We start from the raw sequence: 23,542 nt of genomic DNA on the forward strand, positions 1-23,542 counted from the left end.
CTCGTCTGGTTTACTGGTCAGACCAGTCTACCGGCTAGGGGGCAGGATGAAAGCCCGGATTCACGCGGCAGTGTGGGCGTTGCTGCTGGTGGCGTCCGGCTGCTCCGCCGGTTCGAGTGCCACGATCGCCAAGGATCCCGGGACGCTCGCCATCGGGTACACCGCCGAACCCGCGAACTTCGACTTCACCCGCACCGACGGCGCCGCCATCCCGCAGGCCTTGCTCTACAACGTCTACGAGGGCCTGGTGAAACTCGACGCGGACGCGAAGATCGTGCCGCTGCTGGCCGAATCGTGGACGGTCTCGGAAGACCGCAAGACCTACGACTTCAAGCTCCGGAAGAACGCGAAGTTCAGCAACGGCGCGCCGTTCACCGCCGAGGACGTCAAGTTCTCGCTGATGCGCGTGAAGACCGACTGGACGGTGTCGATCAAGTCCACAATGGACGTCGTCGACCGGGTCGACGTCGTCGCGCCGGACCACGCGCGGGTCGTGCTCACGAAACCCAGCAACGGCTGGCTGTTCAGCCTCACCAGCAGGCTCGGCGCGATGTTCAGCCCCGCCGGCGTCGCGGATCTGGCGAACAAACCGGTCGGCACCGGGCCGTACACGGTGTCCTCGCGCAGGCGCGGCGATTCCATCGTGCTCAAGGAGAATCCCGCGTACTGGGGCCGGAAACCGGAGTACTCCACGGTGGTCCTCAAGTACATCAAGGATCCGACGGCGCTCAACAACGCCCTTCTCAGCAACGGGATCGACGTCATCTCCGCGATCACCGTGCCGGATTCGATCCCGCAGTTCCAGAGCGACGACCGGTTCACCGTCGTCGAAGGCACGACGAACAGCGAGGTCACGCTCGCGTTCAACAACGCGCGCCCGCCGCTGAACGACGTCCGCGTGCGGCGAGCGCTGTCGTACGCCATCGACCGGAAGGCCTTGCTGGACACGGCTTGGGCAGGCCGCGGCACGCTCATCGGCAGCATGGTCCCGCCGACGGATCCCTGGTACGAGGACCTTTCGAACGCGTACCCGTTCGATCCCGCGAAGGCGAAAGCGCTGCTCGCCGAAGCGGGGCAACCGAATCCGTCGCTGCGGCTGAGAATTCCCAACCTGCCGTACGCGGTGTCGGCCGCGCAGGTGGTGGCGTCGCAACTGGCGGATGTCGGGGTCACGGTGACGATCGAGCCGCTGGACTTCCCGGCGGTGTGGCTCAAGCAGGTCTTCACCGACCGCGACTACGACCTGTCGATCATCCAGCACGTCGAGGCGCGCGACATCGTGACCTTCGGCAGGCCGAAGTACTACTGGGGTTACGACAGCAAGCCGGTCCAGCAGAATCTGGCGAAGGCCGACGCCGGAACGCCTCAGGAGCAGGCCGACGCGATGCGGCAGGTCGCGCGGCGGCTGTCCGAAGACGCCGCCGCGGACTGGCTCTTCCTGTTCCCCAACGTGATCGTGGCGAAGAACAAGGTGACCGGGTTCGTCCGCAACCAGGTCAGCGAGTCCTTCGATCTCACGGGATTGGCGCCGCGATGACGGTCAAGGTGCTCCGTCGCCTGGGGATCCTGGTGGCCAGTGTGCTGGTCGCGTCCATCGTGGTGTTCCTGTTCATGGCCGTGCTGCCGGGAGATCCGGCGCAGGTCGCGCTCGGCGTCAACGCGACGCCGGAACTGGTCGCGAAGACCCGCGCCGAATTCGGCATCGACCGGCCGTTGGTGACGCAGTACTTCGACTGGATCGGCGGTGTCCTGCAAGGCGACTTCGGCCGCTCGTACGTCACGCGCGAGGAGATCGGGCCCGCGCTGGCCGACCGGCTCGGCGTGACGTTGTGGCTGGTCGGGGCCGGGATGCTGGTGGCGTTGCTGATCGCCGTCCCGGCCGGGACGTTCGCCGCGGTGCGGCATCGGAAGGCCGACGGCACCGCGGTTTCCAGCCTCTCGCAGCTCGGCGTCGCGATCCCCGCGTTCCTCGCCGGCATCATCCTCGTGCAGATCTTCGCGGTGCAGTTGCGCTGGCTGCCGTCCGGCGGGTGGACGCCGCCGGTGCAGGATCCCGGCGAATTCCTCCGCGGCCTCGTCCTTCCCGCCTTGTCGCTGGGACTCGTTCAGGGCGCCGTGCTCACGCGGTATGTCCGGTCCGCCGTACTCGACACGCTCGGGCAGGACTATCTCCGCACGGCGAGGTCCAAGGGGCTCCGGCCGTTCCAAGCGCTGTTCCGGCACGGTCTGCGCAACGCGGCCGTGCCGGTGGTGACGGTGCTCGGCCTGCAACTGGCGACCCTGCTGATCGGCGCCGTCGTCGTCGAACGCGTCTTCGTCCTGCCGGGTCTCGGCAGCATGCTGCTCGACTCGGTGGCGTCCCGGGACCTGCTGTCCGTGCAGGGGATCGTGCTGGTCCTGGTGGTCGGCGTGCTGCTGGTGAACTTCGTGGTCGACCTCCTCTACACGGTGCTCGACCCGAGATTGCGGGGTTCCTGATGCGTAACCGCACACTCGTCATCGGCGCCGTCCTGGTCACGCTGATCGTGCTCGCCGCACTGCTTTCGTTCGTGTGGACGCCGTTCGACCCGGTGAAGGTGGACGCGGCCAACCGGCTGCACGACTTCAGCGGCTCGAATCCGCTGGGCACGGACAGCTTCGGCCGCGACGTGCTCAGCCAGCTCATGGTCGGCGCGCGGACGACGCTGTACGTCGGCGTGGTCGCGGTCGGGATCGCCGCGCTGATCGGGACGCCGCTGGGCATCCTCGCCGGGATGTCGTCGCGCTGGCTCGGCGAGTTCGTCATGCGGGTCAACGATCTCGTGCTCGCGTTCCCGGCGTTGCTGCTGGCGATCATGTTCGGCGCGGTGTTCGGGGCGAACACACTGACCGCGATGGTGGCGATCGGCATCGCGACCATCCCGTCGTTCGCGCGGATCGCGCGGTCGGGGACGCTGCAGGTGATGAGCAGCGAGTTCGTGCTGGCCGCGCGGTCGGCCGGGCGTTCGCGGCTGAACATCGCGGCGCGGCATGTGCTGCCGAACATCTCCGGGCTGTTGATCGTGCAGGCGTCGGTGTCGTTCGCGATCGCCGTGCTCGCGGAAGCGGCGCTGTCGTTCCTCGGGTTCGGCACCCGGCCGCCGACGCCGTCGTGGGGCCGGATGCTCCAGGAATCGCAGATGTTCCTGACCCTGCACCCGCGGCTCGCGCTCGTGCCCGGCGTCGCGATCGCCATCGCCGTCCTCGGCTTCAACCTGCTCGGTGACGGCCTCCGCGATCGTCTCGATCCTCGATTGGCGGCGCGGCTATGACGCTCGAAGTGCATGGTCTTGGGATCGGCGGCCTGGTTCGCGGTGTCTCGTTCGGCATCGCGCGTGGTGAGCGGGTCGGGCTGATCGGCGAGTCGGGTTCCGGGAAGTCGTTGACAGCGCTGTCGATCATGGGCCTGCTGCCCGAAGAACTCGCCGCTTCCGGATCGGTGAAGCTCGACGGGCGCGAACTGCTGGGCGCGTCGGAGAAGGCCCTGTCGCGGTTGCGCGGCAACGAGATGTCGATGGTGTTCCAGGAACCGATGACCGCGCTGAACCCGGCGATGCGGGTCGGCGCGCAGGTGGCCGAGCCGATGCGAATCCACCGAAACGGCGCGAAGAATCCCGAGGCTTTGCTGGCCTCCGTGGGGTTGCCCGGTGTCGCTCGCGCGTATCCGCATCAACTGTCCGGCGGGCAGCGGCAACGCGTCGTCCTCGCGATCGCGCTGGCCAACGATCCGAAGCTCCTGATCTGCGACGAGCCGACGACGGCGCTCGACGTCACCGTGCAGGCGCAGATCCTGGAACTGATCCTCGACGGCGTCCGGGAACGGGAGAGCGCGCTGCTGTTCATCACGCACGACCTCGCCGTCGTGGCGTCGGTATGCGAGCGGGTGCTGGTGATGCTGGACGGCGAAATCGTCGAAGCCGGCACCACCCGCGAGGTGCTCACCGCGCCGAAGCACGAGTACACGAAGAAGCTCTTGGCCGCTTCGGATCTGGAGGCGAGCCGATGATGATCTCGGTCAGAGATTTGGAACGTCGCTACACACGGCGCGATGTGCACGCCCTGCGCGGAGTCTCGTTCGACGTCGAGGCCGGTCAGCGGTTCGGCATCGTCGGCGAGTCGGGTTCGGGAAAGTCCACTTTGGTCAGACTGCTGGCCGCGCTCGACAAGCCGACGGCGGGCAGCGTCTCGTTCCAAGGCAGGCGCATCGATACCCTGCCCGAACGCAAGCTCGGCTTCCTGCGGTCGGAACTGCAGATCGTCTTCCAGGATCCGATGGGTTCGCTCGATCCGCGGATGCGGGTGCGCGACATCATCTCCGAGCCGTTGGGCCGCCGGGACCCCGCCCGGGTGTCGGAGCTGCTGAAGGCGGTCGGCCTCCCCGAAGACGCCGCCGGCCGCTATCCGCACCAGTTCTCCGGTGGGCAACGGCAACGCATCTCGATCGCGCGGGCGCTCGCGCCGAATCCGAGCGTCCTCGTCGCGGACGAACCGGTGAGCGCGCTCGACGTCTCCGTGCGGAAGCAGATCCTCGACCTGCTCGCGTCGCTGGTCGAGCTGTACTCGCTGACGCTGATCTTCGTCTCGCACGACCTCGGTGTGGTGCGGCACGTCTGCGACCGGGTCGCGGTGATGCGGCGCGGCGAGATCGTCGAGATCGGCGACGTCGACCAGGTCTACGACGCGCCGGAACACGAGTACACCAGGGAACTGCTGGCGGCCGCGCCGAATCTGCGGGCCGAACTGGCAAAGCTGCGGGGAGGGGACGATGGCTGAGTATCCGGAGGGACTGCCGATCGGCGACGGCTGGGTGTCCACTGTGGACACCTTGCCGGTGGTGTTCCCGTACGACGGGAGCGAGATCGGCCGGGCGCCGGTCGGGACACCGGAGCTGGCCACGCGGGCGATCGACGAGGCCGTCGCGGTGTTCAACCAGGTCGCGGCCCTGCCGTCGCGCACCCGGCGTTCGCTCCTGAACGACGTCGCCGCCGCTCTGGAAGCCCGGCGCTCCGAATTCGAACAGCTTCTGGTTCTCGAAACCGGCAAGCCGCTGGTCGACTGCCGGGTCGAGGTCGCGCGCACGATCGTCACCTGGCAGGCCGCCGCGGAGGAGGTCTCGCGGCTGCACGGCGAGACCGTGCCGCTCGACCTGCTGCCGTCCGGTGACGGGCTGGTCGGGTTCTGGAAACGCAAGCCGATCGGCGTCGTGGTCGGCATCGCCGGATTCAACTATCCGCTGCTGCTGGCGTCGCACAAGATCGCGCCCGCCATCGCCGCGGGCTGCCCGGTGGTGGTGAAACCCGCGCCGCAGACCCCGCTGGCGACGTTGTGGCTCGTGCATCTGGTGCGCTCGCTGACCGAGCTGCCCGCGATGGTCCAGCTGGTCACCGGGGACGCGGCCGTCGGCTCGGCGCTGGTCACCGACCGGCGGGCCGGCGCGGTGTCGTTCACCGGATCCGCGCTGGTCGGGCACCGGATCGCCCGCGACGCCGCACCCACGAAGACGTTGCTGGAGCTGGGGTCCAACGCCGCTCTGGTGGTCGCCGACGACGCCGATCTCGACGCGGCCGCGGACGCCGTGCTGCGTGGCGGGTTCTACGCGTCCGGGCAGGCGTGCATCTCGGTGCAACGCGTTCTGGTCGTCGAAGCCGTCGCCCAGGAGTTCACCGAACGGGTGCTCGCGCGGCTCGGCGAGGTCGTCATCGGTGATCCCCGAGACGAGAAGACGCGGGTCTCGGCGCTGATCGACCCGGGATCCACCCAGCGTGTCCAGGAGTGGGTCGACAAAGCGACTTCGGCCGGTGCGCGGCTGGTCGGCGGCGGTGTGGACGGCACGGTGATCCGGCCGACCGTGCTGCTCGACGTGCCCGACGGCCTCGAATGCTGGGACGAGGAGATCTTCGGCCCGGTGGTCTGTCTCCGCACTGTGTCCTCTGTGGACGAAGCGTTCGACGCGGTCAACGCGTCGCGGTACGGCCTGCACGCCTCGGTGTTCAGCACGTCCTTGAAGACGGCGTTCCGCGCGCTCGACGAGCTCGAAGTCGGCGGCGTGGTGGTCAACGAGGTGCCCGGTTTCCGGTCCGACACCATGCCGTACGGCGGCGTGAAGGACTCCGGCATCGGGCGGGAAGGGCCGCGGTTCGCGGTCGAAGAACTGACCGTGACGAGGATGGCGGTGCTGCGCCCGTGAGCTATGAGAACCTGTTCCGGCTCGACGGAAAGCGAGCCGTCGTACTCGGCGGTGGCAGCGGGATCGGCCGCGAAGCTGCCAAGGCCTTGGCCGCGCACGGCGCCGAGGTGATCGTCGCGGACCGCGATGTCGCCGCCGCCAAGGAAACCGGCGTGGGGGAGGCGTACGAGATCGACCTGCTCTCCGACGGTGCCGCCGCGCGGGCGGCGGCGGAACTCGGCGAGATCGACGTCGTCGTGCTGACCGCCGCGACCAACGTACGCAAACGGCTGCTGGAGTACTCGCGCGAGGAATTCGACCGGGTGATCGCGCTGAACCTCGGCGCCACCTTCGAGGTCGTCCGCGCGTTCGGCGCCGGGATGGTCGAACGCGGACGGGGGAGCATCATCGGGTTCTCCTCGATCCGCGGCACCACCGTCGAGCCTGGGCAAGGACCGTACGCGGCGACGAAAGCCGGACTGGTGCAGCTGTTCCGCACGGCCGCGGCGGAGTTCGGCCCGGCCGGGGTGCGGGTCAACGCGATCGCGCCCGGCGTCGTCGAGACTCCGCTGACAGCCCAGATCAAAGCGAATCCGGCCTGGTACGACGCGTACGCGACCAAGGGCGCGCTCGGCCGTTGGGCGCGTCCAGGCGAACTCGCGGGCGCCGTCGTCTATCTGGCCTCGGACGCGTCGTCGTTCGTGACCGGCTCCGTGCTGGCGGTGGACGGCGGCTGGACCGCGGTCGACGGCCGCTTCGAACCGCCCGCGACGTAGAGGAGCCTGTCCGTGCCGGAGTTGCCTGATCTGACCGCCGTCGAACTGGTCGCGCGGTATCGTGCCGGGACGTTGTCGCCGGTCGAAGTCACCGAAGCGGTCCTCGCCCGCGTCGAGGCGCGCGAACCCGAGCTGCACGCGCTCTACGCGTACGACCCGAGTGGCGCGCGTGAGGACGCGAAGGCGTCCGAAAGCCGCTGGCACGCCGGGGAACCGCTCGGCCCGATCGACGGCGTTCCCTTGACGCTCAAGGAGAACATCGCGACCCGCGGCACACCGGTCCCGCTCGGCACGGCCGCCACCTCACTGGCACCCGCGCCTGAAGACGCCCCGGCGGGCGCTCGCGTGCGCGAATCCGGCGGTGTCCTGCTGGGTAAGACGACCATGCCGGACTACGGGATGCTGACGTCCGGGCTGTCGAGTTTCCACACCGCGTCGAGGAATCCCTGGGACACCACGCGCACGCCCGGCGGTTCCAGTGCCGGTGCCGGTTCGGCGGCCGCCGCGGGCTACGGCCCGCTGCACGTCGGCACCGACATCGGCGGCTCGATCCGGTTGCCCGCCGGCTGGTGCGGTCTGGTCGGACTGAAGCCGAGCTTCGGCCGGGTGCCGGTGGATCCGCCGTTCCTCGGCCGCGTCGCCGGACCGATGACGCGGACCGTGGCCGACACCGCGTTGCTGATGAGCGTTCTGTCCGGTGTGGACAGTCGCGATCACCTCTCGCTGCCGCCCTCGTCGCTCGATTGGACCGCGTTGTCGGGTGAGGTCAAGGGCTTGCGGATCGGGCTGCACCTCGACCCGGGCGTCGGGCTCCCGGTGCTGCCGGAGACGATCGCGGCGGTCACCGAGGCCGCGCGTGTCTTCGAAGCCGCAGGCGCCGTCGTCGAGCCGGTTTCGCCGTTCTTGCGCCGCGAAATGCTCGACGGACTCGACACGTTCTGGCGCGTCCGCGCCTGGTCGGACATGTCGGCTCTGCCCGAGGAACGCCGAGCGAAGGTCCTGCCGTACATCGCCGACTGGGCCGCCGGCGGCGCCGACATCAGCGGAGTCGACGCCTACCGCGGCTTCGCACAGATCGACGCCATCGCCGTCGCGACCCTGCGCGCGACCGAACGCTTCGACGTCGTCCTGTCACCGACCTGCCCGGTCTCGGCCCCACCCGCCGACTGGCCCTCGCCGACCAACGACCCGCGCCGCCCGTTCGAGCACATCGCGTTCACCGTGCCGTACAACATGTCCGGCCAGCCCGCGGTCTCGATCAACTGCGGCTACACCAGCGACGACCAGCCCATCGGCCTCCAGATCAGCGGCCGCCGCTTCGCCGACCTCGACGTACTCCGCGCCGCTGCCGCCTACGAAACCCTTCGCCCCACTCCGCGCCCCTGGCCCTGACGCATTTCGTCCTCTGAATGCGGTCCTTGCACACGCAACTACCGCATTCAGAGGACGAAATGCGTCAGGTCCTGGAGTCGAGTTCCGTGAGCCACGCGGAGAAGTGCGGGCACCGGGCTCGCAGACCGTCAACGCCCAGATCGGCGATCGCCAGGGGACCTTCGAGAGTCTTCACGTAACCAGGGCAATACCTGGCCAGGCGCTTCGAAGGCGCGTTCTTCGGGTCGTCGTTGACGAGTTCCGGCCCGCCGGCTTCGGCGCAATCCTGCTTGATCCGGTCGGCGACCGCGGGATCGTCGCGCAGGAAAGCGAGCTGGTCACCGGCGGCGAACACCCAGGATTCCAGCTCGTGCTGCACGAGATGGGGAACGAATCGGTGATCGCCGATGGCCGTCCCGAGCGCCTGCTCGACGTGCTCGACCTTGCCGGTGGCGGCGCCCGCCGGACGTGTCGCCATGCCCGGAGCGTCGGAAGGGAAACCGTAGTAGTCGAACAGGGTCGTCAGCACGGCGAGACGCGGACTGGCCAGGAGTTCTTTGATCTCCCGGTGCAGCTTCGGCCAGGACGTGACGCCGCCGCGGTAGGTGACGGACGACGTGTGAGTGCGGACGGTCGAATAGGTGACGAACCAGCCCTGCCGCTGGAAGTGCCCGGACAGCACATCCCGGACGACGGTCGCCTCCGTCTGGCCTTCCACCAGCAGGTGCAGACGTTTCGGGTCAGGCATCGAGAACGCTGCCCATCGATCCCGGCTGCCCGCCGATGAGGTTCTTCTCCCAGAGCTCGCCGAGCGAGTACTCGTCGAGCCAGGTTTCCAACGCCGCCTTGTTGGGCCGCGTGAAGACCGAATCGCCGTTCCGCTGCTCGACGACGATCAGGTCTTCGGCGGAGAACTGGTTCATCAAGGTCACCGACTGGGTCGCTATCAGGACCTGACTGCGAGTCGAGGCGGACCGCAGCATGTCCGCCAGCTGAACGATGGCCATCGGGTGCAGGCCGAGTTCCGGTTCGTCGAGCACGACCAGCGCTGGCAGTTCCGGCTGCAGCAACAGCGTGACCAGGCAGACGAAACGCAGGGTCCCGTCGGACATCTGGTTGGCCGAGAAGATCGTGTCCGACCCCTGCCGGCTCCAGCGAAGCAAAATGCGGTCGGTGCTGTCCGGTTGGAGGACGAAATCACGGAAGAACGGAGCGACCAGCCGGATCGCACCTACGATCCGGCGATACGCCGCCTTGTCCGCACGATCTTCGCTGTCTTGGAGCCTCAACAGGACCGCGGCGATGTTCCCCGCATCCGCGCGGAGAGCGAGGTTGTCCGCCGTCGGAGAAAGGCGTTTCACCGGAGCGTCGACGCTGGTGTCGTGGAAGTGATAGACGCGGCAGCCCTGAAGCAATTCGGTGATGTGCGAAGCCACCGAGTTGCTGCCGCGCTCTTCCACTACATCGTTGAGGCGGCTTTCCCGGTGCCCGCGTCCGATCGATCTCGTCCAAGGCTGTTCATGGCCCGGGCCGTGGTACGAAATCACTTCCTCGTCGAAGATCAGTTCTTCGCCGGGTGCCGCTGCCAGATGGGCCTGGTAACTGTTGGGCGGTGCCTCCAGTTTGAGGCTGATCCGCAGGGTGTCGGCGGCGTCGTTGATCAGCGCCGACGCGCCGCCGTTGCGCCCCACGAACAGGTTCAGCAGATCTTCGCTGATCCTGCCCAACAGTTCGAAGGCCTGGACGAAGTTGCTCTTGCCCGCGCCGTTCGCGCCGATGAGCACGTTCATCGCGCCCAGTTCGACGCGCGCCGAACGGATCGAGGTGAAACCTTCGATCTGGATCGACGTCAGCCGCTGGTGGGTCATGCACCTAGCTTAGGCAATCGTCTGGAAAAGATGACGATTCGCCGGTTCGTGCAAGTCGCGACAGGAGTTGCTTTGCCGACCGACAAGCTCTCGTCGACCAGCTTAGCGTGAGCTGAAGGACGCTTTCCCCACATACGACGCGGTCAAAGGGCCCTTCACCGCATCTCATGCGGGTAAGGCGCCCTTCAGCCGCCGATCGCCTCAGCCAGCGCCAGGATCCGCCGCGCGTTGTCCACGTGCAGGTTCTCGATCATCCGCCCGTCCACGGTCACGACGCCCTTTCCGGCCGCCTTGGCCTCCTCGAACGCCGCGATGATCTTGCGTGACCGCGCGATCTCCTCTTCGGACGGCGCGAAGATCCGGTTGCACGGCTCCAGTTGCGCCGGGTGGATCAGCGTCTTGCCGTCGAAGCCGAACTGCCGCCCTTGCAGGCATTCCGCCTCGAAGCCTTCGAGATCCTTCACGTCGTTGTAGACGCCGTCGAGGATCGCCTTGCCGGTCGCCCGCGCGGCCAGCAGCGCGAGCGACAGCCCGCCGAGCAGCGGCGCGCGGCCGGGGACGAACTCGGCGTGCAGTTCCTTCGCCAGGTCGTTCGTGCCCATGACCAGCACGGTCAGCCGGTCGGACGCCGCGGCGATCTCCTCGGCGTGCAGCATCGCGACCGGGGTTTCGACCATCGCCCAGATCTTCGTGTGGTCTGGTGCGCCGCCGAGTTCCAGCGCGCGCTCGATGTTGTGCACTTCGGCGGCGGAGTTCACCTTCGGCACCACGATCGCGTCCGGGCCCGCCTGCGCGGCGGCGCGGAGGTCGGCGTCGTGCCATTCGGTGTCGAGGCCGTTCACGCGGATGGTCACCTCGCGCGAGCCGTACTCCTTCGACGAAGCGGCGGCGCAAACGCGTTCACGTGCGGCTTCCTTCGCGTCGGGTGCGACGGCGTCTTCGAGGTCGAGGATGAGCCCGTCCGCGTCCAGCGTCTTGGCCTTTTCGAGCGCTCTTTCGTTCGCGCCGGGCATGTAGAGGACGGAACGTCGGGGATTCATTCGGAAGCCTCCTTGGTCGCTGCGTCGTACGCGGCGGCGAGTTCAGGGTCGTCGGCGGCGAGGGCGTCCGCGAGTTCGGCGACCACCCGGCACTGCTTCACCGAGGCGTCGTCCTGCATCTTCCCGTCGATCATCACCGCACCGGTGCCGTCACCCATCGCGGCGATCACGCGCCGTGCCCACGCGACGTCCTCGGGCGAGGGGGAGAACACCTTCTTGGCGATGTCGATCTGCACCGGGTGCAGGCTCCAGGCGCCCACACAGCCGAGCAGGAACGCGTTGCGGAACTGGTCTTCACAGGCCACCACGTCGCGGATGTCGCCGAACGGCCCGTAGTACGGCAGGATCCCGTTCGCCGCGCAGGCGTCGACCATCCGCGCGACGGTGTAGTGCCAAAGATCCTGCTGGTACGTCGTGCGTCCCTCGTTCAGGTCTTCACCGGTCGGGTCCGTGCGCACCAGGTAACCGGGGTGTCCGCCACCCACCCGGGTGGTCTTCATCCGGCGGCTCGCGGCGAGGTCGGCCGGGCCGAGCGAGATGCCCTGCATCCGGGGGCTCGCGCCGGCGATCTCTTCGACGTTCGCGACGCCGCTGGCGGTTTCGAGGATCGCGTGCACCAGCAGCGGTTTCGTGAGCCCTGCCCGCGCTTCGAGTTGCGCGAGCAGCCTGTCGACGTAGTGGATGTCCTGTGCGCCTTCGACCTTCGGCACCATGATCACGTCGAGCTTGTCGCCGATCTCGGTGACGAGCGTGATCAGGTCGTCGAGCACCCACGGCGAGTCGAGGCTGTTGACGCGGGTCCACAGCTGCGTCTTGCCGAAGTCGGTCGACTTCGCGATGGAGACGAGCCCGTTCCGCGCGGCCTCCTTGCGGTCGGCGCGTACGGCGTCCTCGAGGTTTCCGAGCAGGATGTCGACCTTCTTGGCAAGATCCGGGACCTTGGCGGCCATCTTCTCGTTGCTGGGGTCGAAGAAGTGGATCATCCGCGAAGGAGGCACGGGGATCTGGCGGAGCGGTTCCGGCGCCCCCACGGCGAGCGGGGCGAAGAAATCCTTCGGCGAACGCATCGTTCCTCCATCGCAACGGGCTAAGTGACCGACGAGTAACCCTAAACCCGGAAGGTGGGGAACCGCTGCGGCGCAGCTCACCTCCAAGGGAACACGATCGGGAATCGCGGAGGAATCTGTGGACGACTGGGCCTTGCCGGGTTTCACCGAGCTGGGGTCGCTGGGCGAAGGCGGATTCGGCCGGGTCGTGCTGGCCCGCCATGATGAATCCGCCCAGGTCGTGGCCATCAAATACCTGTACGCGCGGTTCGCGGCAGACCCGCTGCGGCTGGCCGAGTTCCGCCACGAGGCGCAGATCCTGAGCCGTGTTTCGGGGCCCCACATCGCCCGGCTGCACCAGTTCGTGGAGACCCCGCAAGGGGCCGCCATCATCATGGAAGCCGTTCACGGAATTTCCCTGAAAGAGATCCTCGGCCGCCAGGAGAAGCTCGAACCCGAAGCCGCGCTGGCCATCCTCAAGGGCTCGCTGCTCGGCCTCGCCGGCGCGCACGCTGCCGGCACCGTCCACCGGGACTACAAACCGGCGAACGTCCTGGTCACCCCCGATGGACAGAGCAAACTCGTCGACTTCGGCATCGCCGTGCTCGCCGGGCAGACCGGTGTCGCCGCGGGCACACCCGCGTACATGGCGCCCGAGCAGTGGTCCGGCGGCATCGCCACCCCCGCGACCGACGTCTACGCCGCGACCTGCGTGTTCTTCCAGTGTGTCGCCGGGCACCGGCCCTATCAGGCCGAACAGACCGAAGTGCTGCGCACGCTGCACGAGTACGCCCCGATCCCGTTCGGCGAGGTGCCCGAACCGGTCCGCGACCTCATCGCGCGCGGCATGGCGAAGGACGTCGCCCAGCGGCCGTCCGGCGCGGCCGAGTTCGTCACCGAACTGGAGTCGTCGGCCAGGAAGGCGTACGGCGAAGACTGGGAGCGCAACGGCTGGCACTGGCTCGCCAAGGGTGCCGGTGTCCTGGTCGCCCTGTCGCCGCTGGCCCTGCTCAGCGCCGGGACCGCCGCCGCGCCGGTCATCGCGGGCGGCGCGGCGGGCGGGGTCGCGGCGACCACCGGCGGCGGGATCGCGCTCGGGCTCAAGGTGACCGCCGCGGTCGCCGCCGTCACCGCGGCCGCCGTCGGCACGGTCGTGGTGGTCAACGCCAACGGTGACGACGCGCCTCCCCGGACGACGACCGTCGCCGCGATGCAGGTCGACCTCCTCACCCGCACCGAGAAGTCCGACGGCTTCGACTACAACGGCAAGTACGTCCGGATCAGCGGCTTGAAGGACAAGGCCGCCGAAGAGCGGGTCAACAAGGCGCTGATGGCGCCGATCGACGGCTGGCTCGAGAACTTCTGGCCCGACAGCTACCAGGCGCAACTGGAGCCCGACGGTGACATCCCGCATATGAAGACCGAAGCCGAAGTGCTGCGCAAGGACGACAAGCTGCTCTCGGTCGTCTACAAACGCTCGATCGACTCCGTCCAGTTCGGTAACCACGGCGGGTTCAGCGTCCGCCCGATCGTCATCGACCTGACGAAGGGCGAGCAGATCTCCACCGCGCATCTCTTCGACAACGTCGACGGCACCGCCGCGCGGATGCGGATGCTCGAAGACCGGCTCCTCGACTCCGCGAAGCCGGGCGACTGCCTCGCGGGTTCGCGGAACTCGACCGAGCACCTCCCGGCGACGTCGATGTCGGAGCGCTACACCTTCGACTACGACTCCATCGTGCAGGCGGCGCCGACCGCCGACGGAATGCGCTTCTACGTCTACGGCACCGCGCTCGGCTACCCGCGCGTCTGCGATCCGACCGAGGTCACCATCGGCTACCCCCGCCTGCTCGACCTGCTGAGCCCCACGGTGATGAACCTCCTCGGCCTCGCGCCCGGCGGCACGCAGGGCAAGCGGACCAAAGAGGACAACGTCGGCGCCTTCACCATCACCACGCCGGAGAAATGGTGGCTGCTCTCCAGCGCTCCCATCGAGCGCTACCTGGTGACCGCCGACCAGTGCACGAACAGCGGCATGCAGCCGTTCCACTGCGCGGGCGTCCTGTTCAGCGACAACTCGCGGGTCGAGCCGGCCATTCCGGTGTATGAACCGGGCAAGCCGTACAACCGGTCCTATGGCCCGCGGCCGTGTCATTCCCTCGGTGCACCCAGCGAAACGCAGGGCTCGCCCGTCCTGCAGAAGAAGGAGCTGCGCCCGGTCGGGACGAAGAAGGCCGCGTACGAGGAGTGGCTGCTCACGTGCACTGGCGGCGGTACCGTCACCCAGCGGGTCTGGTTCCTGCCGAAAACGCAGCTCGTGATCGTCGACGAGTGGAACACTCCAGGTCTCGACAAGATTCTGGAAGAGGCCCGATGGAACTGACCGACGCGTGGAGACTGCCCGGCTTCACCGAGCTGGAGCAGCTGGGCACGGGCACCTTCGGCCGCGTGGTGCTCGCGCGCCAGGACAACACCGGCCACGTCGTCGCGATCAAGTACCTCTTCTCCCGCTTCGCCGCGGACCCGGCGTATCTGGCCGCGTTCCGGCAGGAAGCGCTGGCGCTGCACCGGGTGTCGAGCCCGCACGTCGTCCGTCTCCACGAGTTCTTCGAGACGCCGCAGGGCGCGGCGATCGTGATGGAGGCGATCAACGGCGTCTCCCTGCGCGCGGTGCTCCAGGCCGAAGGCGCTCTCGAACCCGAAGCCGCCCTCGCGGTACTGAAAGGCTCGCTGCTCGGCCTGGCCGCGGCGCATTCCGCGAACGTCGTCCACCGGGACTACAAACCGGCCAACGTCCTCGTCGCCGACACCGGCGAGAGCAAGCTGGTCGACTTCGGCACCGCCGTCCTGGCGGGTGAACGCGGCCCGTCCGTCGGCACGCCCGCGTACATGGCGCCCGAGCAGTGGGCGGGTGGCCAGGCCACGCCCGCGACCGACGTCTACGCCGCGACCTGCGTGTTCTTCCAGTGCGTCGCCGGGCACCGGCCGTATGAGGCCGAACAGACCGAAGTGCTCCGCACGCTGCACGAACACGCGCCCGTCCCGTTCGGCGAGGTGCCCGAGCCGGTGCACGAACTCGTCGCGCTGGGGATGGCGAAGGACCCGTCGAAACGGCCGGTCGACGCGCTCATGTTCGTCAGCGAACTGGAACGCGTCGCCCGTGCCGGCTACGGCGACGAATGGGAACGCAAAGGCTGGTCACGGCTGGCGAAGGCGACGGGCGTGCTCGCCGCGGCGACGCCGTTGGTCCTGCTCGGCGCCGGCACCGCGGCCGCCCCCGGGGTCGCGGCCGCCGGAACGGGCGCGGTCGCCGCGTCGACCGGCGGGATCGCGGCCGGACTGAAGATCGCCGTCGGAGTCGCCGCGGCGGCCGCCGCCGTGGTCGGCTCGGTCGTCGTCTTCTCCGACCCGAGTACCCCTTCGCCGTCGCCGCCGACCACTCAACAGGCCGTCGCGCTCAAGGTCGCCATGAAGACCCGAAGCGGAACAGTGCCCGGCACGAATCTCCCGTACAGCGGGGACAACCCCGAGGTGACCGGGTCGCCCGATCAAGCCTGGCTGAAGCGCGTCAACGACGCACTGACCGCGCCGATCGACGAGTGGAACCGCAAAACCGGCCAGGGCGCCGCCAAGCTGGAGCCGGAACGCGGCCCGTACAAGCTCCTCACGAAGGCCGAGGTGCGCTCGCAGAACGAGCGGTACCTCTCGGTGCGCTACACGCACGACCTCGAGAACAAACCGCACTCGACCTGGGGAAACGGCCGGAACGCGGTGACGATCGACCTGAAAGAGGGCAAGGCGCTCACCCCCGCCGAGCTGTTCGCCCCCGGAAAGTTCACCGACGACGGACTGCGGACTCTCGCCGCGCTGCTCTGGCCCGACAAGGAACAGTGCGGTCCGGCCAACAGCACCTTCCCGTATCAGCCCCTCAAGACGGCCGACCTCACCGACGAGCGGAAGGTGTGGCTCGCGTTCACCCCGGCGGCCGTCGAGGTCACCGTCGACCTCAACACCCTCGGCTTCGCCACCGCCTGCGGCGTCCAGGACTACACGCTGCCCTACGACAAACTGGCCGATCTCCTGAACCCGGACCTCGTCGCGGGCGTGACCGGCGGAAAACCCCTGAAGGCGACCTCGTCCGCGCCGCCCGCGCAAGGACTCACCGACGTCCCGGTCGGCGCGCTGACCCTGCACCTGCCCGACGGCTGGACCGCCGTCTCGCAGGGGCTGGAGAAGGTGATCGTCGCCCCGGGCTGCCCGGATCCCAAGAAGTACTTCAACTGCGAATACGTCCTCCTCACGGACAACACCCAGGAGTCAGCCGAACAGCCGCCGTACCGGCCGGGTGGTTTCTACCGGCGCAGCGCGGGCGGCCGGGCCTGCAACGCCGCCGGGCGCAAGGACCTCCGCCAAGAGGGTGACGCCGTGCGGACGGTTTCCACCACCGCACCGGTGGGCGGGTCGACGGCGACCTACGAGGAGTGGACGATCCAGTGTGTTCCTCGTGGACAGACCGGTGGCAGCGGCGAAGCGCAAGTGACGCAGCGGATCTGGTTCCTTGCGGACAGGCAAATCGTGGTGATGGACGAGTGGCGGACACCGGGCGTCGAAGAACTCCTCCGTACCGCGACGATCTCCTGACCGGCGCGTGAAAGTCCACAGTGGAATGACTATTCATTGGGCTGAATGGCCTAATGAACTGCTTCTCTTGCCGCGCGTGTGTTCGGTAGCGGTCATCGCGTACCGGTGACCGTTCGGAGACGCCGGGTAACACCACTTACCTCGCCCTCACTCGGTTGGCGGCACGGTCGGACTGAAGTCCGATGACCGCCTACCGACCGGTCACCGATGACAAGGCGCCGCCGATCGCAGCCACTCCCGTTGTCCGGCGCCGCCGCCTTCCTGCCCTGTTAGACAGTTCATGTGCCGCTTCCACCGAGGTGGCACGGGATGAAGAGCCCTTGGGAAACCAGGTTCGAAGGAGGCGGAACGTGGCGGCTACACCGAACATGGAGAGCTCGACGGTCGCCGGTGGCGCGAAGCGCAGCCGGTCACTGCCGAGCCGGGTGGTGCCGCCGATCGAACTGCCCGCGAGCGTCGAGGAGCTTTCGCGCAAGGCGGCGGCCCTGCTCGGCTGGAACGGCATCGTCTTGCCGGAGACCACCGTGCTCGGCCGCAAGATCTGCGTGGTCGCCCGGCTCCGCACCGACGTGCACGCGGAGCGCATCGCGATGGGCATGGGTCCCGTCGTCGATCGCGCCACCGTCGACACCTGGACTTGGCCAGAGCTGGCCGCGACCGCACCCGCGCCGGCCGCCGAGATCATCGGCGTCCTCGCGGTCGCCCGGCACTGGCGCACCGCGATGGCCTCCGCGGTCCCGTTCGCACGTTACGGCGAGGCCGCGATGGTTCTCCCATCGCCAGCCGTACTGACGGAAGACTACGTCGGCAACTGCCTGCCGCGTGCCCGCGCCTACGGGCTCGGCATCGTCTCCGCCGACCCCAACGCGGTGACCGACCTCGACCTCGAGGGGCACAACGAGCGCATGATCCTGGACGAGGACCCGGTCTCGCGCCTGGTCAACGAGATCGTCTACGACCAGCTGCTGCGCGGCACCGAGCTCCCTGCCGAAGTGGACTGAACGCGCTACGGTCGGGCCCATGCGAGTCGTCATTGCGGGTGGACACGGACAGATCGCGCTGAAGCTGGAGAAACTCCTGGCCGAGCGCGGTGACCAAGCGGTGGGGATCGTACGCAATCCCGACCACGTCGCCGACCTCGAAGCGGTCGGCGCCGAAGCCGTCGTCCTCGACCTGGAAAAGTCCGATGTGGACGCCGTCGCCAAAGTGCTCGAGGGCGCCGACGCCGCCATCTTCTCCGCCGGGGCGGGTCCCGGGAGCGGCACCGCTCGCAAGGACACTGTGGACAGAGCCGCCGCGGAACTCTTCGCGGCGGCCTCCGAGCGCGCGGGCGTGCGGCGGCACATCCAGGTCGGCTCCATGGGCGCCGACAAATGGGAGACCGCGGACGTACCGGACGATTTCCGGATCTATCTCAAGGCCAAGAAAGCGGCCGAAGACGATCTGCGCGCCCGCGATCTCGACTGGACGATCCTTCGACCGGGGCAGCTCACCAACGACGAGGGGACCGGCAAGGTCCTGATCGCCGAATCCACCGGACGCGGACCCATTCCCCGGCAGGACGTCGCCGCGATCCTCGTCGCGTTGCTCGACGATCCGTCGACGGCGGGCCGCGTCCTCGAGGCGATCTCGGGTGATACTGCTATCTCTCAGGCCTTTTCCGCTTTGTGAAACCATAGTGTGTGGACGTAATCCGTCTTTTGACTGAACGGAGTAGGTCCTTGCGCGAGGACATCGCGGTCTTCAGTGGCAGCGCACATCCCGAGCTCGCCGAAGAGATCTGCGCTCATCTCGGTATCCCGCTGCATCCGGTGAAGGTGCAGCGGTTCGCCAACGACTGCCTCGAAGTGCAGCTCGAAGCGAACTGCCGCGAGCGCGACGTCTTCCTGATCCAGCCGCTGGTGCGGCCGGTGCAGGAACACCTCGTCGAACTGCTGCTGATGCTGGACGCCGCGCGGGGCGCGTCGGCGAAACGGATCACCGTCGTCATGCCGCACTATTCGTACGCCCGATCGGACAAGAAGGACGCGCCGCGGATCTCGATCGGCGGCCGTCTCGTCGCCGACCTGATGGCGACCGCCGGCGCCGATCGCGTCCTCGCGATGACCCTGCATTCGCCGCAGGTGCACGGCTTCTTCAGCGTCCCGGTCGATCACCTGCACGCGTTGCAGGAGCTGGCCAAGCACTTCCGCCAGTACGACCTCTCCGCGACCACCGTGGTCTCGCCGGATCTCGGCAACGCCAAGGAGGCCGCGCATTTCGCCCGGCTGCTCGGTGTTCAGGTCGCCGCCGGCGCGAAGCAGCGCTTCGCCGACGACAGGGTCGAGATCAGCTCGGTGATCGGCGAGGTCACCGGCCGCGACGTGATCGTCCTCGACGACGAGATCGCCAAGGGCAGCACGGTGATCGAGCTGCTCGGCAAGCTCCGGGAACTGAAGCCGCGCTCGATCCGCGTCGCCTGCACGCACGGTCTCTTCTCCAGCGGCGCGCTCGAACGGATCGGCAGCCAGCCCGACGTGCTGGAGGTCGTCTGCACGAACACGGTGCCGATCCCGCCCGAGGAGCAGAGCCCGAAGCTGCGGGTCCTTTCGATCGCGCCCGCGCTGGCGGAGGCGATGCGGAGGATCCACAACGGCGAGTCGGTCAGCGCGCTGTTCGAAACCACCTAAGCGGTGCCGAGGACCCGGTCGAGGTAGGTGTTCGTGAAGACCCCGGCCGGGTCCACCTCCTTGCGGATCCGCAGGAAGTCGTCGAACCGCGGGTACCGCGAGCGGAGGGTCGCGGCGTCGAGGTCGTGCATCTTGCCCCAGTGTGGGCGGCCGCCGACCTCGCCGACGATCGACGCGAATCCGGCGAAGTACTCGCGGTAGGGCATACCGACGAACTGGTGGATCGCGATGTAGGCGGAGTCGCGGCCGTTCGCGGTCGAGAGCCAGATGTCGTCCGCGGCGGCGACGCGCACCTCCACCGGGAACGCGACCGGATTCTCCAGCTTCGGGACGAAAGCGCGGAGTTCGGCGAAGACGTCGTGCAGTGCTTCGCGCGGGATCGCGAACTCCGACTCGACGAACCGCACACCGCGATGGGTCACGAAGACGCGATGCGACGTGTCGCTGTACTCGCGGGCGGAGAGGATGTTCGAGGCGAACCGGCCGAGCGGCTGGACGAGTTTCGGCACCGCGCGGCCGAGACGGCACAGCCCGCCGAACGCGACGTTCTCCGTCACCTCGTAGTCGATGAACTCCTTCACCTTGGTCAGCGGACGGCGTTCGCTGCCCGCCGGAAGCCGGTTGTTGCGCTTGACCAGGGCGTTCTTGCCATACGGGAACCAGTAGAACTCGAAGTGGTCGTTCTCGTCGGCGAACTGGTCGAAGCCTTCGAGGACCTGTTCGAGTGGTTCCGGCCGCTCCTGAGCGGAGAGCAGGAAGGACGGTTCACACTGCAGCGTGACCGTGCTGATGACGCCGAGCGCGCCGAGGCCGACCCTCGCGGCGGCGAAGAGATCGGGGCGCTTGTCCGCCGAACAGGTGACCACGGTGCCGTCGGCGAGCACGAGTTCGAGCGCGGCGATCTGGGTGGCGATTCCGCCGAGCCGGGCGCCGGTGCCGTGAGTGCCGGTGGAGATCGCGCCCGCGACGGTCTGCGCGTCGATGTCGCCGAGGTTGGTCATCGCCAGCCCCAGTGCGTCGAGTTCGGCGTTGAGCTGCTTGAGCGTGGTGCCCGAACGGACCGTGACCAGGCCTTTCGCGAAGTCGGCCGACGCGACGCCGGTCCAGCCGGTCAGCTCCATGGCGTCCGAATCCGCCGCGGCGATCGCCGTGAAGGAGTGACCGCTGCCCAGCGGGCGCAGGCGCCGTCCGTCCGCGGCGGACCGGCCGATCGCCTCGGCGATCGCGGCCGTGTCACGCGGCCGGTGCACGCGCAGCGGCGACGCCGTCGCGGTGCCGGCCCAGTTGCTCCACCGAGTCATGCGCCCACCTGTTTCCGAGAGGCTGCTGCCCTTGAGATGCTCGAGTGCCGAAACAGTAAGTGAATAGTATTCGCGTTTCAAGCCCTTCTGTCGTACCTTAGTTCGGGTGACCAGTGCGACGGTGTACGACTTGGCGACGAAGGACCTGGATCCTCCGTTCGCGGTTGTCGACTTGGATGCGTTCGACGCGAACGGCGCCGACCTGCTGCGGCGGGCGAACGGCAAGCCGATCCGCGTGGTCAGCAAGTCCGTGCGCTGCCGGTACCTGCTGATGCGGGTGCTCGCGCGGCCCGGCTTCGAAGGCCTCATGTGCTACTCGCTCGCCGAAGCCGTCTGGCATGTCGAGCAGGGGACGTCCGACGACATCGTGGTCGCGTACCCGACCGCCGATCACGGCGCGCTGCGGCGGCTGGCGGCGAACGACCGGGCGCGGGCGGCGATTTCGATCATGGTCGACTCGCCCGAGCAGCTGGATCTGGTCGATGCCGCGCTGGGTCAGGGGCATCCCGAAATCCGCGTCTGCCTGGAGCTCGACGCTTCGTGGCGGCCGCTGCCCGGAGTGCACGTCGGCACCCGGCGCTCGCCGGTGTTCAGTCCGCGGCAGGCCGCGGATCTGGCGCGGACCATCTTGTCCCGCAAGGGTTTCCGGCTCGTCGGGATGATGGCGTACGAAGGTCAGATCGCCGGGCTCGGCGACGCGGCGGGCGGCGGCGTCAAGAACTCGCTCATCGGCTGGATGCAGCGGAAGTCCATTGTGGAAATCGCGAAGCGCCGCGCGGCCGCGGTTCGCGCTGTCCAGGCCCTGGCGGATCTGGAGTTCGTCAACGGCGGCGGCAGCGGCAGCGTGGAATCGACCGGCGCCGAAGCGGCCGTCACCGAAATCGCGGCGGGCTCGGGGCTGATCGGGCCGACGCTCTTCGACGGCTACGCGCACTTCTCGCCGCGCCCGGCCGCGATGTTCGCGCTCCCCGTCGTCCGCCGCCCGGCACCCAAGGTCGCGACGCTCTTCTCCGGCGGCTACATCGCTTCAGGCCCTGCGGAGTCTTCGCGGCTCCCGACGCCTTACCTGCCCGAAGGTCTCTCGCTGCTCGGATTCGAAGGCGCCGGCGAAGTCCAAACCCCCGTCTCCGGCGAAGCCGCCCGGCACCTGCGGCTCGGCGACCGCGTCTGGCTGCGCCACGCGAAAGCAGGCGAACTCGCCGAACGCTTCACGCACTACCACGTCGTCGTCGGCGACCGCGTCGACCGAACCGTCCCCACCTACCGAGGCGAAGCGCAAAACTTCGGCTGACCCGCGCGACCCCACCCCCCACCCATCCCTGGGGGGCGCGCCCCGCACCAGCGTATCGGGCGGGGGTGTCGGGGAGGGCGGTTCCGCGGGGTGAGGGGCGAGGTTGTCCACAACTGTGGGTGGGTGTGGACAACTTATGTGGATAAGTCGGTAAAGCCAGGTCAGCGTGGGTGGCGACGTGGTTGTTGGGAGTCGTGTGACTAGTGGGGCATGGGGTTCGAGCGTCGGTGGACACGAATGGAGCAAGGGGGATCCACCGGTGACGCGAAGGTGTCCTTTGGGACGTTGAGCGTCTCAAAGGGCACCTTCGCGACGTCCAGGCAGTGCGGCCCGCGAGTCCATAGTGGACTGACGTGAGCTGAGGGCATCAGACGCGGGGGGAAGCGTCCTTCAGCGCCGGGGGCGGAACCACGGGTCGCGAGTGGCATCCGGATCGCGGTGTGCCGTGAAGGCCCCCTTGAGGGACCCAGGGTCCCTCAAAGTTCCCCTCACTCACCTCGGAACACCACTTGAGCCCCAGCGCCACCACCGGTCACAGCGATGGCGCGGGAAGGGGTCCTTCATGTGCCTACCGGCCGTGCGAGCCGAAGAAACCCTCAGGCTTCCCCGAACTTGCTCGCCAAGTACCCCTTCACCACCGACTTCGCCTCCGCCACGATCCGCTCGTCTCCCCGTGGGTCACGGCGGAAGGCCAGCTTCAGCAAGGCGTCGGCCGTCTCGTTCGCGATCGTCAAAGCGAACCGGATGTCGTCCGGCGGCGACTGGATCCGCGCGGAAAGTACGTCGGTGAGCGCGTCGACGATGACGGCGTTGTTGTCGCGGGTCTCGTCCAAGAGCTGCCGGTCGACGACGTCACCGAAGTGGACCTTCGAGAAGCCGGGGACCTCGCGGTGCATGGCGAGGTAGATGTCGAGGATCGAGTCCACGACGTCCCACCAGTGTTCGGGCGCGAGCTCGTTCAGCGTTTCCGACACCGAGGCGACGAATCGTTCGAGGTTCCGCTGCGTCAGCGCCTGCACCACGGCCCGCTTGTCGGGGAAGAACTGGTACAGCGAACCGACGGCCACCCCGGCGCGCTTCGCGATCAGCGTGGTCGTCAGTGCGTCGTAACCGAGTTCGTCGATCAGCTGGGCGCTGGCGTCGAGCATCTGCTCCACCCGCTTGGCGCTGCGCTGCTGGACGGGCTGCCGCCGGAGCGGAGTGGTCTCCGCTGGTGGTTTCGCGGCCTGGATGTCGGACACTCGGGCTCCTCCTTCGCTGATCTGCGACTTTATCGTGCCGACAGGGTTCCCCCCGTTCGAGTGAAGGCATAGTATCTGAGAACTTTTCATGTTCGGCCGAGACTGAAGAGGAAA

At 68.2% G+C, this 23,542-nt stretch carries 20 protein-coding genes; 14 read left to right on the top strand and 6 right to left on the bottom strand.

Features of this window, described 5'->3' with window-relative positions; genetic code table 11:
* The first annotated feature begins 46 nt into the window (after positions 1-46).
* Genes DL991_RS05670 through DL991_RS05705 form a run of 8 tightly spaced genes read left to right on the top strand, consistent with a single transcriptional unit; the run spans position 47 to position 8,352 of the window.
* Positions 47-1,537, top strand: coding sequence for an ABC transporter substrate-binding protein (locus DL991_RS05670; protein WP_125781642.1), 1,491 nt, complete (start codon positions 47-49; stop codon positions 1,535-1,537).
* Positions 1,534-2,478, top strand: a complete 945-nt coding sequence (locus DL991_RS05675; RefSeq protein WP_125781643.1) for an ABC transporter permease — start codon at positions 1,534-1,536, stop codon at positions 2,476-2,478. The genes DL991_RS05670 and DL991_RS05675 overlap by 4 nt, the downstream gene beginning before the upstream one ends.
* Positions 2,478-3,290: an ABC transporter permease gene (locus DL991_RS05680; RefSeq protein WP_199746197.1), complete on the top strand. Its 813-nt coding sequence runs from the start codon at positions 2,478-2,480 to the stop codon at positions 3,288-3,290. Before DL991_RS05675 ends, DL991_RS05680 begins: the two co-directional genes overlap by 1 nt.
* Positions 3,287-4,024, top strand: coding sequence for an ABC transporter ATP-binding protein (locus DL991_RS05685; protein ID WP_125781645.1), 738 nt, complete (start codon positions 3,287-3,289; stop codon positions 4,022-4,024). Before DL991_RS05680 ends, DL991_RS05685 begins: the two co-directional genes overlap by 4 nt.
* On the top strand, positions 4,021-4,791 hold the full coding sequence (locus DL991_RS05690) for an ABC transporter ATP-binding protein (protein ID WP_125781647.1): 771 nt from the start codon (positions 4,021-4,023) through the stop codon (positions 4,789-4,791). The genes DL991_RS05685 and DL991_RS05690 overlap by 4 nt, the downstream gene beginning before the upstream one ends.
* Entirely contained in the window at positions 4,784-6,205 is a 1,422-nt protein-coding gene (locus tag DL991_RS05695) for an aldehyde dehydrogenase family protein (protein WP_125781649.1), read from the top strand. The genes DL991_RS05690 and DL991_RS05695 overlap by 8 nt, the downstream gene beginning before the upstream one ends.
* Positions 6,202-6,960: an SDR family NAD(P)-dependent oxidoreductase gene (locus tag DL991_RS05700; protein ID WP_125781651.1), complete on the top strand. Its 759-nt coding sequence runs from the start codon at positions 6,202-6,204 to the stop codon at positions 6,958-6,960. The genes DL991_RS05695 and DL991_RS05700 overlap by 4 nt, the downstream gene beginning before the upstream one ends.
* Positions 6,961-6,972: 12 nt before the next feature.
* Positions 6,973-8,352 (top strand): amidase, encoded by a 1,380-nt coding sequence (locus tag DL991_RS05705; protein WP_125781653.1) that lies wholly within the window; start codon positions 6,973-6,975, stop codon positions 8,350-8,352.
* Positions 8,353-8,416: 64 nt separating this feature from the next.
* Here DL991_RS05705 and DL991_RS05710 read toward each other — a convergent pair whose 3' ends face one another.
* The 4 genes from DL991_RS05710 to DL991_RS05725 all read right to left on the bottom strand — a co-directional run bounded on the left by DL991_RS05710 (position 8,417) and on the right by DL991_RS05725 (position 12,306).
* Positions 8,417-9,079: a DUF4276 family protein gene (locus DL991_RS05710; protein ID WP_125781655.1), complete on the bottom strand. Its 663-nt coding sequence runs from the start codon at positions 9,077-9,079 to the stop codon at positions 8,417-8,419.
* Positions 9,072-10,199 carry an AAA family ATPase gene (locus DL991_RS05715; protein WP_125781657.1) on the bottom strand — a complete coding sequence of 376 codons (1,128 nt, stop codon included), beginning with the start codon at positions 10,197-10,199 and terminating at the stop codon, positions 9,072-9,074. Before DL991_RS05715 ends, DL991_RS05710 begins: the two co-directional genes overlap by 8 nt.
* 185 nt (positions 10,200-10,384) lie before the next feature.
* Positions 10,385-11,239 carry a CoA ester lyase gene (locus DL991_RS05720; protein ID WP_125781659.1) on the bottom strand — a complete coding sequence of 285 codons (855 nt, stop codon included), beginning with the start codon at positions 11,237-11,239 and terminating at the stop codon, positions 10,385-10,387.
* Complete coding sequence (locus DL991_RS05725; protein ID WP_125781661.1) at positions 11,236-12,306, bottom strand: CoA ester lyase; 1,071 nt, start codon at positions 12,304-12,306, stop codon at positions 11,236-11,238. Before DL991_RS05725 ends, DL991_RS05720 begins: the two co-directional genes overlap by 4 nt.
* 118 nt (positions 12,307-12,424) lie before the next feature.
* Here DL991_RS05725 and DL991_RS05730 point away from each other — a divergent pair, with 118 nt between their 5' ends.
* The 5 genes from DL991_RS05730 to DL991_RS05750 all read left to right on the top strand — a co-directional run bounded on the left by DL991_RS05730 (position 12,425) and on the right by DL991_RS05750 (position 19,595).
* Positions 12,425-14,668, top strand: coding sequence for a protein kinase (locus DL991_RS05730; RefSeq protein ID WP_125781663.1), 2,244 nt, complete (start codon positions 12,425-12,427; stop codon positions 14,666-14,668).
* Complete coding sequence (locus tag DL991_RS05735) at positions 14,659-16,926, top strand: serine/threonine-protein kinase (RefSeq protein ID WP_125781665.1); 2,268 nt, start codon at positions 14,659-14,661, stop codon at positions 16,924-16,926. Before DL991_RS05730 ends, DL991_RS05735 begins: the two co-directional genes overlap by 10 nt.
* Positions 16,927-17,276: 350 nt before the next feature.
* Positions 17,277-17,927, top strand: a complete 651-nt coding sequence (locus tag DL991_RS05740; RefSeq protein ID WP_125781667.1) for a hypothetical protein — start codon at positions 17,277-17,279, stop codon at positions 17,925-17,927.
* A 19-nt stretch (positions 17,928-17,946) separates the two neighbouring features.
* Complete coding sequence (locus tag DL991_RS05745) at positions 17,947-18,597, top strand: SDR family oxidoreductase (protein ID WP_125781669.1); 651 nt, start codon at positions 17,947-17,949, stop codon at positions 18,595-18,597.
* Positions 18,598-18,647: 50 nt separating this feature from the next.
* Positions 18,648-19,595, top strand: a complete 948-nt coding sequence (locus DL991_RS05750) for a ribose-phosphate pyrophosphokinase (protein ID WP_125781671.1) — start codon at positions 18,648-18,650, stop codon at positions 19,593-19,595.
* Here the strand turns inward: DL991_RS05750 and DL991_RS05755 are convergent.
* Positions 19,592-20,896 carry a D-arabinono-1,4-lactone oxidase gene (locus tag DL991_RS05755; protein ID WP_125781673.1) on the bottom strand — a complete coding sequence of 435 codons (1,305 nt, stop codon included), beginning with the start codon at positions 20,894-20,896 and terminating at the stop codon, positions 19,592-19,594. The two genes, DL991_RS05750 and DL991_RS05755, sit on opposite strands and share 4 nt — an antisense overlap.
* Positions 20,897-21,002: 106 nt before the next feature.
* Here DL991_RS05755 and DL991_RS05760 point away from each other — a divergent pair, with 106 nt between their 5' ends.
* Positions 21,003-22,187 carry an amino acid deaminase/aldolase gene (locus tag DL991_RS05760; RefSeq protein WP_125781675.1) on the top strand — a complete coding sequence of 395 codons (1,185 nt, stop codon included), beginning with the start codon at positions 21,003-21,005 and terminating at the stop codon, positions 22,185-22,187.
* A gap of 596 nt (positions 22,188-22,783) precedes the next feature.
* Here DL991_RS05760 and DL991_RS05765 read toward each other — a convergent pair.
* A complete protein-coding gene (locus DL991_RS05765) occupies positions 22,784-23,428 on the bottom strand; it encodes a TetR/AcrR family transcriptional regulator (RefSeq protein WP_125781677.1) in 645 nt (214 codons plus the stop codon).
* Between the last annotated feature and the right edge of the window lie 114 nt (positions 23,429-23,542).

Source organism: Amycolatopsis sp. WAC 01375, from assembly GCF_003947325.1.
Classification (GTDB): Bacteria; Actinomycetota; Actinomycetes; order Mycobacteriales; family Pseudonocardiaceae; genus Amycolatopsis.

Coding starts and splice junctions, on each gene's coding strand:
- DL991_RS05675 (WP_125781643.1), top strand. CDS start 1,534: ATGACGGTCAAGGTGCTCCGTCGCCTGGGGATCCTGGTGGCCAGTGTG.
- DL991_RS05670 (WP_125781642.1), top strand. CDS start 47: ATGAAAGCCCGGATTCACGCGGCAGTGTGGGCGTTGCTGCTGGTGGCG.
- DL991_RS05710 (WP_125781655.1), bottom strand. CDS start 9,079: ATGCCTGACCCGAAACGTCTGCACCTGCTGGTGGAAGGCCAGACGGAG.
- DL991_RS05685 (WP_125781645.1), top strand. CDS start 3,287: ATGACGCTCGAAGTGCATGGTCTTGGGATCGGCGGCCTGGTTCGCGGT.
- DL991_RS05695 (WP_125781649.1), top strand. CDS start 4,784: ATGGCTGAGTATCCGGAGGGACTGCCGATCGGCGACGGCTGGGTGTCC.
- DL991_RS05755 (WP_125781673.1), bottom strand. CDS start 20,896: ATGACTCGGTGGAGCAACTGGGCCGGCACCGCGACGGCGTCGCCGCTG.
- DL991_RS05715 (WP_125781657.1), bottom strand. CDS start 10,199: ATGACCCACCAGCGGCTGACGTCGATCCAGATCGAAGGTTTCACCTCG.
- DL991_RS05720 (WP_125781659.1), bottom strand. CDS start 11,239: ATGAATCCCCGACGTTCCGTCCTCTACATGCCCGGCGCGAACGAAAGA.
- DL991_RS05680 (WP_199746197.1), top strand. CDS start 2,478: ATGCGTAACCGCACACTCGTCATCGGCGCCGTCCTGGTCACGCTGATC.
- DL991_RS05735 (WP_125781665.1), top strand. CDS start 14,659: ATGGAACTGACCGACGCGTGGAGACTGCCCGGCTTCACCGAGCTGGAG.
- DL991_RS05725 (WP_125781661.1), bottom strand. CDS start 12,306: ATGCGTTCGCCGAAGGATTTCTTCGCCCCGCTCGCCGTGGGGGCGCCG.
- DL991_RS05745 (WP_125781669.1), top strand. CDS start 17,947: ATGCGAGTCGTCATTGCGGGTGGACACGGACAGATCGCGCTGAAGCTG.
- DL991_RS05690 (WP_125781647.1), top strand. CDS start 4,021: ATGATGATCTCGGTCAGAGATTTGGAACGTCGCTACACACGGCGCGAT.